Origin of the sequence: Streptomyces sp. NBC_01707, assembly GCF_041438805.1 — a bacterium.
Taxonomy (GTDB): domain Bacteria; phylum Actinomycetota; class Actinomycetes; order Streptomycetales; family Streptomycetaceae; genus Streptomyces.
The window spans coordinates 3,577,976-3,596,071 of record NZ_CP109190.1; the positions used below are offsets into that span (position 1 = coordinate 3,577,976).

Below are 18,096 nucleotides of genomic sequence, written 5' to 3' on the forward strand. Positions count from 1 at the left end.
GAGTCCTCACAAGTCCAGTGCGGACGGCCGTCCCGACGGCCGCAGGCGGTGGAGGGGGCTTGCCGCGTGGAAGACGCACGACACTGTGGGCCTGACGCGTGTATGTGTGGAGAAGTGTAGTCATGCGCGAGGGCGCATTCTGCGCCCCGATGGAAGGATCACCCACATGGGGCTGGACGACTTGTACACACGTACGGCGCCGCCTTCTTCCAGCGGTGATGCGGGGGATGCGCCGCGGGGCGGGTCCGAAGACCCGCCCCGCGGCTGAGGACTTACGCGTCCTCGTCGTTCACCCAGCTCATGAGCTTGCGCAGCTCACGACCGGTGGTCTCCAGCAGGTGGTCGCTGTCGGCCTTCTTGTACTCGTTGTACTTGGGCAGACCGTTGTGGTACTCGGCCATCCAGTTCTTGGCGAAGGTGCCGTCCTGGATCTCGGCGAGAACCTTCTTCATCTCGGCCTTGGTGGCGTCCGTGATGATCCGCGGACCGGTGACGTAGTCGCCCCACTCGGCGGTCTCCGAGATCGACCAGCGCATCTTCTCCAGGCCGCCCTCGTACATCAGGTCGACGATGAGCTTCAGCTCGTGGAGGCACTCGAAGTAGGCGATCTCCGGCTGGTATCCGGCCTCGGTCAGGGTCTCGAAACCGGCCTTGACCAGAGCGGCGGTGCCACCGCAGAGGACGGCCTGCTCACCGAACAGGTCGGTCTCGGTCTCCTCGGTGAAGGTCGTCTTGATGACGCCGGCGCGGGTGCCACCGATGCCCTTCGCGTACGACAGCGCGAGCGCCAGGCCGTTGCCCGAGGCGTCCTGCTCGACGGCCACGATGCACGGAACGCCGCGGCCCTCCTCGTACTGACGGCGGACCAGGTGACCCGGGCCCTTCGGGGCCACCATGCAGACGTCGACGTTGGCCGGCGGCTTGATGAAGTCGAACCGGATGTTCAGGCCGTGGCCGAAGAACAGCGCGTCGCCGTCCTTGAGGTTGTCCTTGATGGACTCCTCGTAGACCTGGGCCTGGATCGGGTCCGGGACGAGGATCATGATGACGTCGGCCTCGGCGGCGGCCTCCGCCGGGGTCACCACGCGCAGGCCCTGCTCCTCGGCCTTGGCCTTGGACTTGGAGCCCTCGTGCAGACCGACACGGACGTCGACACCCGAGTCACGCAGCGACAGCGCGTGGGCGTGGCCCTGGCTGCCGTAGCCGATGACCGCGACCTTGCGGCCCTGGATGATGGACAGGTCGGCATCGTCGTCGTAGAACAGCTCGGCCACTGGGTCTTCTCCTTGGTGTGCAGGTGTTGCGTCCCACCGTACGGCGGGGTGCGTCCATTACGTTTTCGGGTCTCGCCATACGAGCGGCGAGAGGGGTGGCGGCTAGGCCGTACGGTCGAGGGCGCGCAGCGAACGGTCGGTGATCGAGCGCGCGCCGCGCCCTATGGCGATGGTGCCGGACTGGACGAGCTCCTTGATGCCGTACTGCTCCAGCATCTTGAGCATGGCCTCCAGCTTGTCGGCGCCGCCGGTCGCCTCGATCGTGACGGCGTCCGGGGAGACGTCCACGGTCTTGGCGCGGAACAGCTTGACGATCTCGACGATCTGGGAGCGGGTCTCGTTGTCGGCGCGGACCTTCACCAGGACGAGCTCACGCTGGATCGCAGCGGACGGCTCGAGTTCGACGATCTTCAGTACGTTGATCAGCTTGTTGAGCTGCTTGGTCACCTGCTCGAGGGGCAGGTCCTCGACACCCACGACGATGGTGATGCGTGAGATGTCGGGGTGCTCGGTGGTACCGACCGCTAGCGAGTCGATGTTGAAGCCGCGTCGGGAGAACAGGGCCGTGATCCGGGCGAGGACGCCGGGCTTGTTCTCGACCAGGACGGAGAGCGTGTGCTTGGTGGACATGGAGTCGGTCTCTCTCTGTCTCTCAGTCGTCTTCGTTGTCGCCGAAGTCGGGGCGGACACCACGGGCGGCCATGACCTCGTCGTTGGAGGTGCCGGCGGCGACCATCGGCCACACCATGGCGTCCTCGTGGACGATGAAGTCGATGACGACCGGGCGGTCGTTGATCGCGTTGGCCTCGGCGATGACCTTGTCCAGATCGGCCGGGTCCTCGCAGCGGATCGCGTAGCAGCCCATGGCCTCGGACAGCTTGACGAAGTCCGGCACGCGGGTGCCCTTCGCCGGGGCGCCCTCGGTGTCCGCGCCGGAGTGCAGCACGGTGTTGGAGTACCGCTGGTTGTAGAACAGGGTCTGCCACTGGCGGACCATCCCGAGGGCGCCGTTGTTGATGATCGCGACCTTGATCGGGATGTTGTTGAGCGCGCAGGTGGTGAGTTCCTGATTGGTCATCTGGAAGCAGCCGTCGCCGTCGATCGCCCAGACCGTACGGTCCGGCATGCCGGCCTTGGCGCCCATCGCGGCCGGGACCGCGTAACCCATCGTTCCGGCGCCGCCGGAGTTCAGCCAGGTGGCCGGCTGCTCGTACTGGATGAAGTGCGAGGCCCACATCTGGTGCTGGCCGACGCCCGCCGCGAAGATCGTGTTCTCGGGGGCGAGCTCGCCGATACGCTGGATGACCTGCTGCGGGGAGAGGCTGCCGTCCTCGGGGAGGTCGTAGCCGACCGGGTAGGTGTCGCGCCAGCGGTTGAGGTCCTTCCACCAGGCGGAGTAGTCACCGGTGTGTCCCTCGGTGTGCTCGGCCTGGACGGCCTGGACGAGGTCGGCGATGACCTCGCGGGCGTCTCCGACGATCGGCACGTCGGCGGCGCGGTTCTTGCCGATCTCCGCCGGGTCGATGTCGGCGTGGACGATCTTGGCGTACGGGGCGAAGCTGTCCAGCTTGCCGGTGACGCGGTCGTCGAAGCGGGCGCCGAGGGCGACGATCAGGTCGGCCTTCTGCAGCGCGGTGACCGCGGTGACCGAACCGTGCATGCCCGGCATTCCCACGTGCAGCGGGTGGCTGTCGGGGAACGAACCGAGCGCCATCAGGGTGGTGGTGACGGGCGCTCCGGTGAGCTCTGCGAGGACCTTCAGCTCGGCGGTCGCCCCGGCCTTCATGACGCCGCCGCCGACGTACAGCACCGGCCGCTTGGCCTGGGTGATGAGCTTGGCGGCCTCGCGGATCTGCTTGGCGTGCGGCTTGGTGACCGGACGGTAGCCGGGCAGGTCCTGGGTCGGCGGCCAGCTGAACGTGGTCTGCGCCTGCAGGGCGTCCTTGGCGATGTCGACGAGGACGGGGCCCGGGCGGCCGGTCGAGGCGATGTGGAAGGCCTCGGCGATCGTGTGCGGGATGTCCTCGGCCCGGGTGACCAGGAAGTTGTGCTTGGTGACCGGCATCGTGATGCCGCAGATGTCGGCTTCCTGGAAGGCGTCCGTGCCGATCGCCTTGGCGGCGACCTGGCCGGTGATCGCGACCATCGGGACGGAGTCCATGTGCGCGTCGGCGATCGGGGTGACCAGGTTGGTGGCGCCCGGGCCGGAGGTGGCCATGCAGACACCGACCTTGCCGGTGGCCTGCGCGTAGCCGGTGGCGGCGTGTCCGGCGCCCTGCTCGTGACGGACCAGCACATGACGGACCCGGGTGGAGTCCATCATCGGGTCGTACGCCGGAAGGATGGCGCCGCCGGGAATGCCGAATACCGTGTCGGCCCCCACCTCCTCAAGAGACCGGATGAGGGACTGCGCACCCGTGACGTGCTCAACGGTGGCGGAGGACGATCCGCCGTTACGGGCCCGCGGCTGGGGATGATGGGCCCCGGTGGCCTGCTCGGTCATCGGCATTCTCTTCTCGAAGCTGAGGGTTTTTGCGGGGTTTTGAGGTGTGCCAGTGCAACAAAAAACCCCTCGTGCCGTGAGGCAAGCGAGGGGAGCGCGCCGGTGCGGTCTGCAGAGTGTCAACGAGGGACTCTGCTTCAGCCGACGCGCTTTCCAAGTACGAGAATTCGGGTGCGCATGGCATTGACCCTCTCTCCGACGCACACAACGTGTCAAGTAGGTGGGATAGGCATCTCAGAATGTGGTCCGCTGAGCAGCGGAATCGAGCCGCCCGTCAGGACGGGCTGAGCAGTGGGGCCGCCGGGCACCGGGAACTCGCCGCGCACCAGTGTCCGGCGCAGACGGTACTCGTCCAGCGGCCCGGAGAAGGCCATCCCCTGGCCGTGCGTACAGCCCATGGCGCGCAGCGCGAGGACCTGTTCCGGCACGTCGACCCCGTCGGCCACCGACTGCAGGCCGAGGTCGCAGGCGATCCTCAGCAGCCCACTGGTGATCTTGTGCAGGCGGGCCGATTCCACGACGCCCTCGACGAGACCACGGTCCAGTTTCAGTACGTCGATGGGGAGCCGGCGCAGCGCGTTGATCGCCGCGTAGCCGCTGCCGAAGCCGTCGAGCGCGATCCGTACGCCGAGCCGGCGCAGCCCGACGAGACGCTGCTCGAGCTCGTCGAACGAGACCCGGGGGTCGTTGTCGGAGACCTCGATCATCAGCGCCCCCGAGGGCAGGCCGTGCCGGGTGAGAAGCGCCTCGACGGAGCCGAACGGCATCGCCCTGTCCAGCAGCCTGCGCGCGGACAGTCGGACGGCCACGGCGACCTGGTGCCCGGCCCTGGCCCGGTCGGCGGCCTGCTCGACGGCCTCTTCGAGAAGCCAGCGGCCGAGCTCCGCGGTGCGGTCGCTGTCCTCGGCGACGCGAAGGAACTCCGCGGGGGTGAACAGGATTCCCTGCGCGGAGCGCCAGCGGGCCTGTGCGGCGACGGCGGCGACGGTGCCGGTGGCCAGATGGACCACGGGCTGGTGGAGCAGCGCGAACTCGCCGTCCCGCAGGGCGGTGCGCAGCCGGGCCGCCAGCTCGGATCGGCGTACCACTTCGGCCTGCATCTGCGGGGCGTACAGCTCGACGCGGTCCTTGCCGGCCGCCTTGGCGCGGTACATGGCGAGGTCGGCGTTGCGCATGAGGTCGGTGGGGGTGATGGCGGGCTCGGCGAAGGCGACCCCGATGGAGGCTGCTACGCGGACCTCGCCGCCGCCGATCCGGTACGGCTGGGAGAGCGCGAGGCGCAGCCGGTCTGCGATCTCGTGGACCTGGTACTCCCGGGCGCCCTGGTCGCGCGTGCCGTCTCCGAGGATGAGCGCCGCGAACTCGTCGCCGCCGAGGCGGGCCGCGGTGTCCCCGGCCCGCACGGACTCCTGGAGACGGCGGGCGGCCTGGACGAGCAGCTCGTCGCCCGCCTGGTGGCCGAGACGGTCGTTGACCGCCTTGAAGCCGTCGAGGTCGATGAAGAGCACCGCGGTACCGGGGTCACCGGCGCGGCGGCCGCCGAGAGCCTGGCGGACCCGGTCGGTGAACAGGGCGCGGTTGGGCAGGTCGGTGAGCGGGTCGTGCTCGGCGTTGTGCTGCAACTGGGCCTGCAGCCTGACCCGTTCGGTCACGTCCCGGCTGTTGAGGATCAGCCCGCCCTGGTGCCGGTTGACGGTGGACTCGACGTTGAGCCAGTCACCGGTGCCGGATCTGAACCGGCACTCGATCCGGGTGGTGGGTTCCTCGCTGGGCGGCGCGGCCAGGAACCGCCGCACTTCGTGGACCACGCGCCCCAGATCCTCGGGATGGATGATCGAGGCGAGCTCGGCGCCGATGAGATCGTCGGCCTCCCGCCCGTAGACACCGGAGGCGGCGGGGCTGACGTACCGGAGGATGCCGGTGGGGGCGGCGATCATGATGACGTCGCTGGACCCCTGGACCAGGGAGCGGAAGTGGTTCTCCTTCTGCGCCAGCTCCTGGGTGAGCGCGATGTTGTCGACGAGCATGATGCCCTGTCGTACGACCAGGGCGAGCACCACCGTGCAGCCGGTGAAGACCACGACGCGGTCCACCCGGCGGCCCTCGATGACGTTGTAGAGAATGCCGAGGGTGCAGACGGCCGCGGCGAGATATGGCGTGAGCGCGGCCAGTGAACCGGCGATCGGACGGCTGGTGGTGCGCGGGGCCGGGCGCTGCTCGACAGCGTTGTCTCCCAGCCGGTTCGCACCCCAGGGGGCGTACGCGAGGAGCAGCGAACCGGCGAACCAGCCGGCGTCCAGCAACTGGCCGGAATGGTACGTCTGGCGCAGCAGCGGCGAGGTGAACAGCGCGTCGCACAGGACCGTCAGGGCGAGGGCGGCGATGGCCGTGTTCACCGCGGAGCGGTTGGCGTTGGCCCGCCGGAAGTGCAGGGCGAGCACCATGGAGACCAGCACGATGTCGAGCAGCGGATAGGCCAGCGAGAGCGCCGCGCGGGCCACGCTCGCCCCCTCGGCGTCGGCGAGATGCGCCGTGTGGGCGAGTGCCAGGCTCCAGGAGAGCGTGAGGAGCGATCCGCCGATCAGCCAGGAGTCCAGCACCAGGCAGAGCCAACCCGCCCTGGTGACAGGGCGCTTGGCGAGCACGAGCAGCCCGACGATGGCGGGCGGCGCGAAGCAGAGGAAGAAGACGTCGGCCGGCGACGGGCTGGGCACTTCGACGCCGAGCACGACTTCGTACCAGCCCCAGACGGCATTCCCCCCGGCGGCCATCAGCGAGGAGAGCGAGAACAGCAGCCAGGCGGGCCGGAACCGGTCGCACCCGAAGCGCGCGTAGAGGAAGCAGGAGACGGCCGCGATCAGGGCAGCGGCGCTGAGGCCGAAGTCGCCCATGACGAGGGCCAGCTCGGACGAGCCCCAGCCGAAGGCCGCCCCCACGGCGTACCCTCCGCAGACCAGGCCGAGAAGGATCTGCGAGACCGCCCCGGACGCCCGTCCGGCGGTCGACCGCCGGGAGAAGAACGCCCCGAGAGCGCTCGCCGGGGCGCTCACCGAGGTGTCCCCGACGCTGTCGGGCGGGTGAGGGCGCGGCACGATGGGCGCCCAGGTGGTCTCCGTCGACCGCCGTGCCGCGTCGGATCGTTCGCCCATCGGCCCTGCATCGCCCGTCGCCCCCCTCGCGTTCCGCTGCCACCCCGCGCCGTCCCTTCCACGGCGCAGCCCCCATTCGGGACGATACACCAGACTCGTCACACAGGGACATAGTTCCTCTACTCTCCGTGACGACCTGGGCAGTTGCCGACACTCTGCGCAGCAGAACGGATTCGCAGCGTGGTCAGCCGGTGGTGAGTACGACGTTCTGTACCGGCTCCCCCGCGGCGAACCGGGTGAGCTGTCCGGCCAGCAGCCGCTTGGCACGCGGTAGGAACGCAGAGGTGCTGCCGCCCACATGCGGAGTGATCAGGACGTTCGGAGCATGCCAGAGGGGGTGGCCGGCGGGCAGCGGTTCCGGGTCGGTGACGTCGAGTGCCGCGCACAGCCGCCCGGACTCGAGTTCGGACAGCAGGGCCTTGGTGTCCACGACTCCGCCCCGGGCGACGTTCACGAGCAGCGCGCCGTCCGGCATCGCGGCGAGGAAGTCGGCGCTCACCAGCCCTTGCGTGGAAGGGTTCAGCGGGGTGGACAGAATGACGATGTCGGCTTCGCGCAGCAGTGCGGGCAGGTCGTCGAGTGTGTGTACGGGGCCGCGTGCTGTTGTCCGCGCGGAGCGCGCGACGCGCGCCACCCGCGCACACTCGAAGGGCGCGAGCCGGTCCTCGATGGCGGCACCGATCGATCCGTACCCCACGATCAGAACGGATTTGTCGGCGAGCGCCGGGTAGAAACCTGCCCGCCACTCCTCCTTGTCCTGACCGTGGACGAACCCGGGGAAGCCGCGCAGCGAGGCGAGAACCAGAGCGAGGGCGAGCTCCGCCGTCGAGGCCTCGTGGACCCCCTTGGCGTTGCACAGCCGCACCCCGGCGGACAGCCGGCCGAGCCCCGGCTGGACATGGTCGATGCCCGCCGAGAGCGTCTGGACGACCTGGACCGCCCCCATCCCGGCGAGCGGGCGGACCGCGATCTCCGGCCCCTTCATGTAGGGAACGACGTAGAAGGCGCAGTCCGCGGGGTCGGCGGGGAAGTCCTGCTCGCCGTCCCAGAAACGGTAGTTGAGACCCTCGGGGAGCCCTTCGATCTCATCGGCCGGAATCGGCAGCCATACATCGGGAGTCGTCGTAGAAGTCATGGTCAGGAGGCTATGCGAAGTACGCGCGACGGCAGAGGTTACTTTTGGGTGCGGTGCGGGGTCCCGTGACGGCGGGGCCGAGGGAGGGTTCGGGGAGTTGGAGCGCAGGAGTCTCGGTGCGGCGGCACTCGCCGTGGGTGCGGTCGGGCTCGGCTGCATGCCGATGAGCTGGGCGTACAGCACGTCCCAGCAGCACGGTGACCGTGCGTTGCGGACGGTGCACGCCGCGCTCGACGCAGGTGTCCAACTGCTCGACACGGCGGACATGTACGGCCCGTTCACCAACGAGCTGCTGATCGGGAGGGCCCTCAAGGGGCGCCGCGCCGATGCCTTCGTCTCCACCAAGTGCGGGCTGCTGGTGGGCGATCAGCACATCGTGGCCAACGGTCGTCCCGGCTACGTGCGCCGGGCCTGTGACGCGTCGCTGCGGCGGCTGCAGACCGATGTGATCGATCTGTACCAGCTGCACCGGGCCGATCCCGAGGTGCCGGTGGAGGAGACCTGGGGCGCGATGGCCGAGCTGGTCACCGTCGGGAAGGTGCGGGCGCTCGGGCTGAGCGCGGTCGGGGCGCGGGCCTCGCGCCGGCCGGGAGCGCGGATGCACGACGGAACGATTCGCCAACTGGAGCGGGTGCAGCAGGTCTTTCCGGTGAGCGCGGTCCAGGCGGAGCTTTCGGTGTGGTCGCCGGAGGCCCTCGACACGTTGCTGCCGTGGTGCGAGGCGCGGGGCGTGGGACTGCTGGCGGCGATGCCGCTGGGCAACGGCTATCTGACGGGCACGCTGACGCCGGGCCAGGGCTTCGAGCCGGACGACCTACGGGCCAGGCATCCGCGGTTCACGGCCGAGATGATGGCGGCGAACCAGCCGGTGCTGGTGGGGCTGCGGCGGATCGCCGAACGGCACGGGGCGACTCCGGCACAGGTGGCACTGGCCTGGGTGCTGCGCCAGGGCCCGCATGTGGTGCCGGTGCCGGGGACGAAGCGGGAGCGGTGGGCGGTGGAGAACGCGGGGGCCGCCGGGCTGGAGCTGACGGCGCAGGACCTGGCGGAGATCGCGCGGCTGCCTCGGGCGCTCGGGTCGTGGGACTGAACGCAGAAACTCGGCGGTCATGCGGAACCCGGGGCGGGGCTGCGGTGTAAGAACAGTAGTCAGGCAGCCGTCGAAGGGATCGGTGCTGTGCGCGCTTCTGTATTCGGATCCGTAAGAGCCCGGGTGGAACGTCCGCGAGGGTTTCCCGTTGCGCGCCGCGCGATGGTGACCGCAGTCGCGGTGGGGTCGCTGATGGTGACGGCGGGGTGTTCGTCGAGCGACGGTTCAGGGAGCACGGGGGGCGACGCGGCGAGCACGGCGCACCCACCGCCCTCCTCCCCCGCTGTGTCCTCCTCGTCCTCCGCCCTGCCGCCGCCGACCTCGTTGCCGCCCGAGAAGGGCTCGGTGAAGGTGGTGTCGACACTGGCCGAGGGGCTCGCCTCACCATGGGGTCTGGCTGAGCTGCCCGGCGGCGATCTGCTGGTGTCCTCGCGCGACGAGAGAACGATCACGCGGGTCGACGGGAGAACGGGGGGCAAGACGCTGCTGGGCACGGTGCCCGGGGTGTCACCCGCCGGGGAGGGGGGGCTGCTGGGCATCGCGATCTCGCCCACCTACGCCTCGGACCATCTGGTGTACGCGTACTTCACGACCGGGTCCGACAACCGCATCGCCCGCATGAGGTACGACGAGCACGGTGACGCCGGCCGGCAGCTGGGCGCGCCGCAGACGATCCTGCGGGGCATCCCGAAGGGCAACATCCACAACGGCGGCCGGATCGCATTCGGCCCGGACCACATGCTGTATGCGGGGACGGGTGAGACGGGGAACACCGGCCTGGCGCAGGACAAGGCCTCCCTGGCGGGCAAGATCCTTCGGATGACACCGGACGGCAGACCGGCACCGGGCAACCCCGAACCCGGCTTGTTGATGTATTCGTACGGTCACCGCAATGTGCAGGGGCTGGCCTGGGACAGCCGGAAACAGCTGTGGGCGTCCGAATTCGGTCAGGACACGTGGGACGAGCTCAATCAGATCGTGCCCGGTGGGAATTATGGCTGGCCGAAGCACGAGGGGAAGGTCGGAAAGAAGGGTTTCGTCGACCCCGTGGCACAGTGGAAGACATCCGAGGCGTCCCCGAGCGGGATCGCCTTCGCCAAGGGCTCGATCTGGATGGCGGGCCTGCGCGGTGAGCGACTCTGGAGGATCCCGCTGTCGGAGAACCCGGACAAGGAACCTCTGGCCGCCCCGCAATCGTTCCTGAAAGGTGAGTACGGCCGGCTGCGCACCGTGCTCGCGGCGGGCGGCAACAGACTCTGGCTGGTCACGAGCAACACGGATACCCGTGGCACACCGGAACCGGGAGACGACAGAGCCCTGGTGCTGGAGGTGCGGTAGCGGCTACAGCAGGTGAAAGGGCGAGCCGGTGTTCAACTTCTTCGAGGAACTCTTCGCCCCGGGCCGCAAGCACGCCGCGGAGGAGCAGAAGCGCCTGGAACTGTCTCGGGTGGACCTGGGCGTGGGCGATCCCGGCCGCGGCCCGATAGACCTCGCGTCGGGAAAGGTGACGGTCCGCCGTCCGGAGCCGGAGGGCGGGGACGAGGACCAGGACGGGGACGGGGACGGGACCGGGGACGGGACCGGGGACGAGGACGCGGCGTCGACCCCGTCCGACGATTGACGACAGACGGGCCGGGACCTCCACCGCACCCGCACCCGCACTCGCACCCGGCTAGGACACCTCGTGGGCACGGTACAGACGGAGGCGATGGGCGAGCGCCGCGGCCTCACCGCGGCTGGAGACGCCGAGCTTGGCGAGAATGTTGGAGACGTGCACACTCGCGGTTTTGGGTGAGATGTAGAGCTCCTCGGCGATCCTCCGGTTCGTGTGCCCGGCGGCGACGAGGCGGTGCACGTCCTGCTCGCGCCGCGTCAGCCCGAATGACTCCACCGCCGCGGCCGCCGCGGCCTGGAGCTGCTCCTCGGCGTGCTCGCGTTCCGTCGCCCTGTCCATGGTGGCGTCGTCGGCCGGCACGGTGACGGCGGTCGGGATCTCGTCGACGGAGGTGGCGAGCGTGATACGGGCGCGGCCGGCCAGCAGCTCGATGGTCTCGGTCAGCGGACGTGCACCGAGCCGTTCCGCGGTGCAGTGCGCGTCGCACAGGAGGCTGGTGGCCCTGGGCCGGTCGCCGGAGGCGATGAGGAGGGCTTCGGCCCAGCGGTGGTGGACCTGCGCCAGCTCGTAGGGGCGGCGCAGGGGGGCGAAGGCGGCGGCCGCACGGGACCAGTGGTCGGGGGTGTCGGTGCCCTCCGCGCGGGCCAGCTCGGCGTTGATCAGCAGACCGTAAGCGGCCCAGACCGGGACGAGCATCGGCAACTGCTTCAGGTGCTCACGGATCAGGGCGAGGATCGCCGGGCGTCCGGGCTCCGTGGCGGGCAGGCCACGGGCGTCCGCCTCGGCCGTGGCGGCGATCTGGAGCAGGGGCAGCGCGTACCGCTGGGTACCGGGCGGGAAGCCCTGTTCCGCCTGGGCCTCGAATGCGGCCCGCGCCTCGGGGAGGCGGCCTTGCTGCACGGCAAGGGTCACGGCGTGACGGACCGGGGCGATGAGGTGCTGGGGCTGCGGGTCACGGGAGCCGAAGTAGCGTTGGCTCAGGGCCAGTTGCACCTCGGCCTCGGCGAGGTCACCGCGAGCGAGGGCCAGCTCGGTGCGGTGCGAGGCGACGAGGCCGTGCGCCTTGCGGGACTGGGCGACGCGGGCGGCCACGTCGATGGTGGCCTGGCTCTCCTCCCAATGGCCGAGGGAGAAGTACGACATCGCCTGGTTGGAGCGGACCCAGGCCTCCGTGTCGGGGATGCCGTGGCGGTGGCAGACCTCGATCCCGTGGTCCGCGGCGGCCACGGCTTCCAGGGAGCGGCCCATCGATTCGAGTGTGGAGGGGAGGTTGATGCTGGCGCGGCCCATGATGCCGACGAGGTGGAGTTCATCGGCGCGGTCTCGGACGGCGTACATCTCGGCGATTCCCTCGTCGACGGCGCCGGCGTCGGCGGTGAGCCAGCCTCGGGTGAGCCGGGCGTGCAGCTCTATGTACTCGTCGCCGACGAGTTGGGCGTACTCCACGGCCCGGTCGGCGGCGGCCAGTGTCTCGGCGCCGGGGCGGTGCAGGGCGCCCCAGCCGGCCACACTCATGAGGACGTCGGCGTGGACGGCGGACGGCGGCAGACCACGGACCAGGTCCTGGGCGGTGGCCAGTTCCTGCCAGCCGTCACCGCGGGTGAGGGCCTGCACCAAGTGGGAGCGCTGGACCCAGAACCAGGCGGCCCGCAGCGGGTCCGCCTCGCCGTCCAGGACCCGCATGGCCTTCTTGGAGATGGCGAGGGCTCGTTCGCGGTCGCCGCCGAAGCGGGCGGCGACGGTGGCCTCGGCCATCAGGTCGAGGTAGCGCAGCGGGGTGGAGTCCGGTTCGCCGCCGCACGCCGGGTAGACCTCGGCGTAGTCGATGGGGCGCAGAGTGCGGCGCACCTCGTCGGGGACGTCGTCCCACAGCTCCATGGCCCTTTCCAGCAGCCGCAGTTGCTCGGAGAAGGCGTAGCGGCGGCGGGCCTCGACGGAGGCCTTCAGCACGGCGGGGAGCGCCTTGGCCGGATCGTGGGCGCCGTACCAGTAGCTGGCGAGGCGGGTGGCGCGCTCACCCGCGCGGACGAGGGTGGGGTCGGCTTCCAGTGCCTCGGCGTAGCGGCGGTTGAGCCGGGAGCGTTCGCCGGGCAGCAGATCGTCGCTGACGGCCTCGCGGACCAGCGAGTGCCGGAAGCGGTAGCCGTTGCCTTCCGGTGTGGTGAGCAGCAGGTTGGCGCCGACGGCTCCCCGCAGCGCCTCGATGAGGTCGTCCTCGGCGAGACCGGAGACCGCGGCCAGCAGTCCGTACTCGACGGTGGAGCCGCCCTCGGCGATGATCCGGGCGATCTTCTGGGCGTCTTCGGAGAGCGCCTCGACACGGACGAGGAGGAGGTCGCGCAGCGAGTCGGAGAGTCCGGCGCTGTCGCCGCACTCCAGGCTGCAGGCGAGCTCTTCGACGAAGAAGGCGTTGCCGTCGGACCGTTCGAATATCTCGTCGGCGAGTGCAGGTTCCGGGGTGGCCGCGAGGATGCCGGTGAGCTGGCGACCGACCTCGGCGCGGTTGAAGCGGGCGAGTTCGATCCGGCGGACGGTGCGGAGCCGGTCCAGTTCGGCGAGGAGGGGGCGCAGGGGGTGGCGGCGGTGGATGTCGTCGGCCCGGTAGGTGCCGACCACGACGAGGCGGCCGCTGCGCAGCGTGCGGAAGAGATAGGCGAGGAGGTGCCGGGTGGAGGCGTCGGCCCAGTGCAGGTCCTCCAGGACGAGGACGACGGGCCGGTCGGCGGAGATGCGTTCCAGCAGCCGCGCGGTGAGCTCGAAGAGGCGGGCGGTGCCGTGCTCGTCGGTGGCGTCCCGGTCGGCGTCGCCGAGTTCGGGGAGGAGCCTGGCCAGTTCGCCCTCCTGCCCGGCGCAGGCCGCGGCCATTTCGTCGGGCAGGGTGCGGCGCAGGGCGCGCAGCGCCGTGGAGAACGGGGCGTACGGCAGCCCGTCGGCGCCGATCTCGACGCAGCCGCCGACGGCGACGACGGCCTCACGTCGGCCCGCCGCCGTCAGGAACTCCTCGACCAGCCGTGTCTTGCCGACGCCCGCCTCGCCACCGATGAGCAGCGCCTGCGGTTCTCCGCCCGGGGCTCCCGGACGGCCGGGGGGCCCGGCGGTGGCGCGGGCGAGCGCATCGGTGAGCGAGGTGAGTTCACCTGCGCGGCCGACGAACACGGGACTGACGGACCTGGTCTCCACGCCGCCGAGCATCGCACATGGGTCCGACACGGTGGCGGTGGAAGGGGAATCGGCGCTCATCGCGCGCTCGTCACGCGGCGCGGACGAACCGATTCCGGAACGTACTCACCACCCCTTCGTCCTCCTGGCGTCCGGACCGGCGCGCGGCGCGGCGGGCCCGGCGGGCCTGCCGGACGACGCGCTCCAGCTCGGCCCGGCGGAGGAGTTCGGCTTCGTTGATCTTGTGGAGTTCGTACGCGTACATGTGCTTCTCCCTGATGACGACGGCCTGTTGAGGCCTGGTGGAGGGGCAGTCGGTGGGCCGGCCCGGATCTGCCGGGCCCGGCTTCTGCCGTGCCTCTACTGTCGTCTCCCAGGGGGTGCCGCCACATCGGGCGAGTTCCGCATCTCTACGGGGTGGGGGCCTTAGGCGCACGCGACGGTTGCCGCATGCGGACCTAGGCCCCCCGAGTGGATGCCTTAGGGCGCCGCCGGTTGTTGCGTACTGCTCGGTCGTGGCTCTCAGCCGGCGGCTGCGCTCGCCGCCGGCAGGGCGACGATGAGGTCGAAGTACATGCCGACGGAGATCAGTACGCCGAGGACGCCGAGCGCGATGCCGGCCGTCGCGACGGCGCGGACCCAGCCGGGCTGCGGTTCCTCGGCGGGTGCGCCGAAGGCCGGGCGGACCAGGGCGAATACACCGACGAGCAGGGCAAGCAGGGCGAAGAGGCCGTTGACGAGAGCCGTGGAGTGCCAGGCGTCACCGTAGATCTCGGAGATCTGCCGGGCCACGGAGCCGCCGGAGGCGGTCTTCATCTGTCCCAGCAGGGTTTCGCGCTCGGCGACTACCCGGCCGGTCCAGGCCCCGGTGAGACCGACGACACCGAGGCCGGCGGCGGCGACGGCCGCGGCGGCCGCGGCGAGCCCGGACGGTGCCCGGTCGGAGTCGTCGTCCTCGAGGTCGTCCTCGAAGTCGTGGTCCAGGTCGGAGTCCCGGTCCGCGTCGGGGCCGCTGCCGTCGCTCACCGCACGGTCGCCCTCGGCTTCGATCGCCCCTTCGTCGAGGCGGTCCGCCGCCTTCTCCTCGTGGTCGCCTTCGGCAGTGGGAGCTGCGGGGGTCTTGGAAGTCGTGGGGTTCATGGGCCGCACGCTAGGCGGCCCGTATGAGAACGCCCTTAACGGCCGCGGCCGGTCCGGCAGACCCGCCCGGCTCCCCGGCGCCGCGTCAGCCCCGCTGCGCGCGCCACTCGGGCGCCAGGACGGACCATATCTCCGAGTCGTGCCTCACCCCGCGGTACGGGTAGTTCTGGCGCAGCACCCCGTCGCACGTCATCCCGAGCCGCTTCGCGACCGCGACACTGCGGGTGTTGACGGAGGACGCCACCCACTCCACACGGTGCATGCCTCGCTCCTCGACCGCCCAGTCGATCAGCTTCCGCACCGCGCGGGTCACCAGGCCGCGCCCCTCCCCCGCCGGCTCCAGCCAGCAGCCGACCTCGCAGTTCCCGGACTCGGTGTCGAAGACCCGGAAGAGGACGCCGCCGACGAGGGTCCCGTCCGACCAGATGCCGTACAGCCGGCCGGTGTCGGCCGCCTGCTTGTCGGCGTACCGCTGCAGCAGGGCGCGCGCCGATTCGAGGTCGGTGGCGAAGGAGGCGAAGGGGATCCACGGGTCGACGAGTTCGCGTGCCCGGTCGATGTGGGCGAGGAACTCCTCCGCCTGCCAGATCTCCAGCGGGCGCAGTTCCGCACCGTCGTCACCCAGGGATACCGCGAACATCATGCTCCTTCTGTGTCGGTCGAGGTCGGTCTCGAGAGGTCCGCCCCTCCTGGAGGTCCGTCCCAGGAGACCGCATGAGATCTCGGTGGACGCGCTGTGCGGCCGATCCGTCGTCCTCGCTGCTGCGCGCTCCGGAAATGCTCGCATGCGGCTCCCAGCATTCGGGCGGCTCGATGCTGATGCGCGGCAGCCGCCGTTCCAGCCAGCTCGGCAGCCACCAGTTCGCACCACCCAGCATGTGCATCAGTGCGGGTACCAGCAGAGTCCGCAGGACAAAGGCGTCGAGCGCCACCGCCGCCGCGAGCGCGATGCCGAACATCGCGATGACCCGGTCCCCGCTGAGGACGAAGGCCAGGAAGACCGAGATCATGATCACTGCGGCGGAGTTGATCACCCGGCCGGTCTCGGCGAGGCCGACCCGGACCGCCCGCCGGTTGTCGCCGGTCTCCAGCCACTCCTCGTACATCCGGCCGACCAGGAACACCTGATAGTCCATGGAGAGCCCGAAGAGCACGGACACCATGATCACCGGCAGGAAGGGTTCGACGGGGCCGGCGCTGCCGAGTCCGAGCAGTTCGCTCCCCCACCCCCACTGGAAGATCGCGATGACGACCCCGAACGAGGAGGCGACGGCTGCGACGTTCATCGCGGCCGCCTTCAGCGGGATGCCGATCGACCGGAAGGCCAGCAGGAGAAGCAGACAGCCGAGCCCGATGACGACCCCGACGAAGAGCGGAAGTTTGCCGATGATGACCTGCGCGAAGTCGTCGTAGCCGGCGGTCACCCCGCCGACATGGGCCCGGAGCGAGGTGTTCTCCTCGGCGTGCGGCACGACGTCCGCGCGCAGCCGGTCGACGAGGGCGCTCGTCCGCTGGGACTGCGGCGACGACGTCGGGACGACGGTGACGAACGCCGTGTCGCCGCTGCTGTTGTACGTGACGGGGCTGACCGATGCCACGCCGTCGGTGGCCCGCAGCGTGGCGGGCAGGGCGTCCATCGCGAGCCGGTCGTCGGCGCCGTCGAGCTGCGCGGCGATCGTCAGCGGACCGTTGACGCCGGGCCCGAAGCCGTCGGCCAGCAGGTCGTACGCCTGTCGGGTGGTCGACGACGAGGCGTTGTTGCCCTGGTCGGAGGTGCCCAGATGCAGTGAGAACGTCGGCAGCGCGAGAACCAGCATCACCGCGGCCGCGGCCACGCCGAGCAGCTTGGGGTGCCGTTCGACGAAGGCGGACCAGCGCGCGGCGAAGCCGGTGGGCAGTTCGGGCTGCGGTCCCTGCTCGGCGAGCTGTCTGCGTTCACGTCGGCTCAGTGCCCGCATCCCGACGAACGACAGCAGTGCGGGCAGCAGCGTCACCGAGGCGGCGACGGTCAGCACGACGGTGAGCGACGCGGCGATGGCTACGCCGTTGAGGAACCCGAGCCGCAGGATCAGCATGCCGAGCAGTGCGATACAGACGGTGGCCCCGGCGAAGACGACGGCACGCCCCGTGGTCGTGACGGCGTTCCGCGCCGCCTCGGCGACCGGCAGGCCGCGCCGCAGCCCTCTGCGGTGCCGGGTGACGATGAACAGGGCGTAGTCGATGCCGACGCCGAGCCCGATCAACATGCCCAGCATGGGGGCGAAGTCGGCGACGGTCATCAGGTGCCCGAGCAGCACGATGCCCGCGTACGCCGTTCCGACCGAGACGAGGGCGGTGGCGACGGGCAGCAGGCTGGCGGCGAGCGAGCCGAAGGCGAGGAAGAGGACGACCGCGGCGACGACCACGCCGATGACCTCGCTGAGGTGGGCGGACGACGCTTCGGTGAGGGCGGCCACGGAGCCACCCACCTCCACCTGGAGCCCGTCACCTGCGGCCGCCTTCGCGGTTTCGACGACGGCCCGGGCCTGCTGCACCGGGATGTCGTCGGCCTGGTGGTCGAAGGTGATCACGGCGTAGGCGGTGTGTCCGTCCGCGCTGATCTGCCCGACGCCGGAGGCCCCGTAGGGCCCTGTGACGCCTCCGACACCCGGCAGCTCCTCGACCGCGTGCAGCGTCCGCGTCATCGTCTGTACGACGTCGGTGGCCCGGACGGTGGATCCGGTGGTGTGCCAGACGACGGTGTCGGTGTCACCGCCGAGGTTCGTGAAGCCGTCCTCGAGCAGCTGGGTGGCCCTGCCCGACTCCGTGCCGGGCACCTCGTAGTCGTTGGAGTACGCGGAGCCCGCCATGCCCGCCGCGGTGGCCGCGCCGCCGAGGGTGAGCAGCCAGACGAGGACAGCGAGGAGACGGTGCGTGACGCACCAGCGGGCGATGGCAGCCAACGGACGTGCTCCCTGGTGGTTCGTGGATCTTTTTCGGGAGATCTGATGAACTGCCCGCAAAGAACACATGACCTGAGAACCGTCACTCT

Annotated in this window: 13 protein-coding genes; 3 read left to right on the forward strand and 10 right to left on the reverse strand. The window is 70.4% G+C overall.

Going from position 1 to position 18,096, the window contains the following annotated elements:
- Positions 1-272: 272 nt before the first annotated feature.
- From ilvC to OG963_RS16100, 5 genes are all read right to left on the reverse strand, one after another.
- Positions 273-1,274, reverse strand: a complete 1,002-nt coding sequence (gene ilvC, locus OG963_RS16080; RefSeq protein WP_093772369.1) for a ketol-acid reductoisomerase — start codon at positions 1,272-1,274, stop codon at positions 273-275.
- 102 nt (positions 1,275-1,376) lie between these two features.
- On the reverse strand, positions 1,377-1,904 hold the full coding sequence (ilvN, locus tag OG963_RS16085; protein WP_030928848.1) for an acetolactate synthase small subunit: 528 nt from the start codon (positions 1,902-1,904) through the stop codon (positions 1,377-1,379).
- Positions 1,905-1,926: 22 nt separating this feature from the next.
- Positions 1,927-3,783 (reverse strand): acetolactate synthase large subunit, encoded by a 1,857-nt coding sequence (locus tag OG963_RS16090; RefSeq protein ID WP_030928850.1) that lies wholly within the window; start codon positions 3,781-3,783, stop codon positions 1,927-1,929.
- A gap of 206 nt (positions 3,784-3,989) precedes the next feature.
- Complete coding sequence (locus OG963_RS16095; protein ID WP_256223454.1) at positions 3,990-6,827, reverse strand: bifunctional diguanylate cyclase/phosphodiesterase; 2,838 nt, start codon at positions 6,825-6,827, stop codon at positions 3,990-3,992.
- A 283-nt stretch (positions 6,828-7,110) separates the two neighbouring features.
- Entirely contained in the window at positions 7,111-8,061 is a 951-nt protein-coding gene (locus OG963_RS16100; RefSeq protein ID WP_093772377.1) for a 2-hydroxyacid dehydrogenase, read from the reverse strand.
- A 133-nt stretch (positions 8,062-8,194) separates the two neighbouring features.
- On the opposite strand from OG963_RS16100, the gene OG963_RS16105 reads away from it, so the two are divergent.
- From OG963_RS16105 to OG963_RS16115, 3 genes are all read left to right on the forward strand, one after another.
- Positions 8,195-9,151, forward strand: coding sequence for an aldo/keto reductase (locus tag OG963_RS16105; protein ID WP_176902157.1), 957 nt, complete (start codon positions 8,195-8,197; stop codon positions 9,149-9,151).
- 87 nt (positions 9,152-9,238) lie between these two features.
- Positions 9,239-10,489, forward strand: a complete 1,251-nt coding sequence (locus OG963_RS16110) for a sorbosone dehydrogenase family protein (protein ID WP_371126308.1) — start codon at positions 9,239-9,241, stop codon at positions 10,487-10,489.
- Between the two features lie 28 nt (positions 10,490-10,517).
- The gene (locus tag OG963_RS16115; RefSeq protein ID WP_371799187.1) at positions 10,518-10,772 is read left to right on the forward strand and encodes a DUF6191 domain-containing protein; all 255 of its coding nucleotides are present in this window, start codon (positions 10,518-10,520) and stop codon (positions 10,770-10,772) included.
- Between the two features lie 51 nt (positions 10,773-10,823).
- Here OG963_RS16115 and OG963_RS16120 read toward each other — a convergent pair whose 3' ends face one another.
- The 5 genes from OG963_RS16120 to OG963_RS16140 form a co-directional block, all read right to left on the reverse strand.
- Positions 10,824-14,006 carry an AAA family ATPase gene (locus OG963_RS16120; protein WP_371799188.1) on the reverse strand — a complete coding sequence of 1,061 codons (3,183 nt, stop codon included), beginning with the start codon at positions 14,004-14,006 and terminating at the stop codon, positions 10,824-10,826.
- A gap of 10 nt (positions 14,007-14,016) precedes the next feature.
- On the reverse strand, positions 14,017-14,190 hold the full coding sequence (locus tag OG963_RS16125) for a hypothetical protein (RefSeq protein ID WP_176902128.1): 174 nt from the start codon (positions 14,188-14,190) through the stop codon (positions 14,017-14,019).
- 257 nt (positions 14,191-14,447) lie between these two features.
- The gene (locus OG963_RS16130) at positions 14,448-15,065 is read right to left on the reverse strand and encodes a hypothetical protein (protein ID WP_371799189.1); all 618 of its coding nucleotides are present in this window, start codon (positions 15,063-15,065) and stop codon (positions 14,448-14,450) included.
- An 85-nt stretch (positions 15,066-15,150) separates the two neighbouring features.
- Positions 15,151-15,705: a GNAT family N-acetyltransferase gene (locus OG963_RS16135; protein WP_371800299.1), complete on the reverse strand. Its 555-nt coding sequence runs from the start codon at positions 15,703-15,705 to the stop codon at positions 15,151-15,153.
- Complete coding sequence (locus OG963_RS16140) at positions 15,683-18,007, reverse strand: MMPL family transporter (protein ID WP_093772389.1); 2,325 nt, start codon at positions 18,005-18,007, stop codon at positions 15,683-15,685. The genes OG963_RS16135 and OG963_RS16140 overlap by 23 nt, the downstream gene beginning before the upstream one ends.
- Positions 18,008-18,096: the final 89 nt, after the last annotated feature.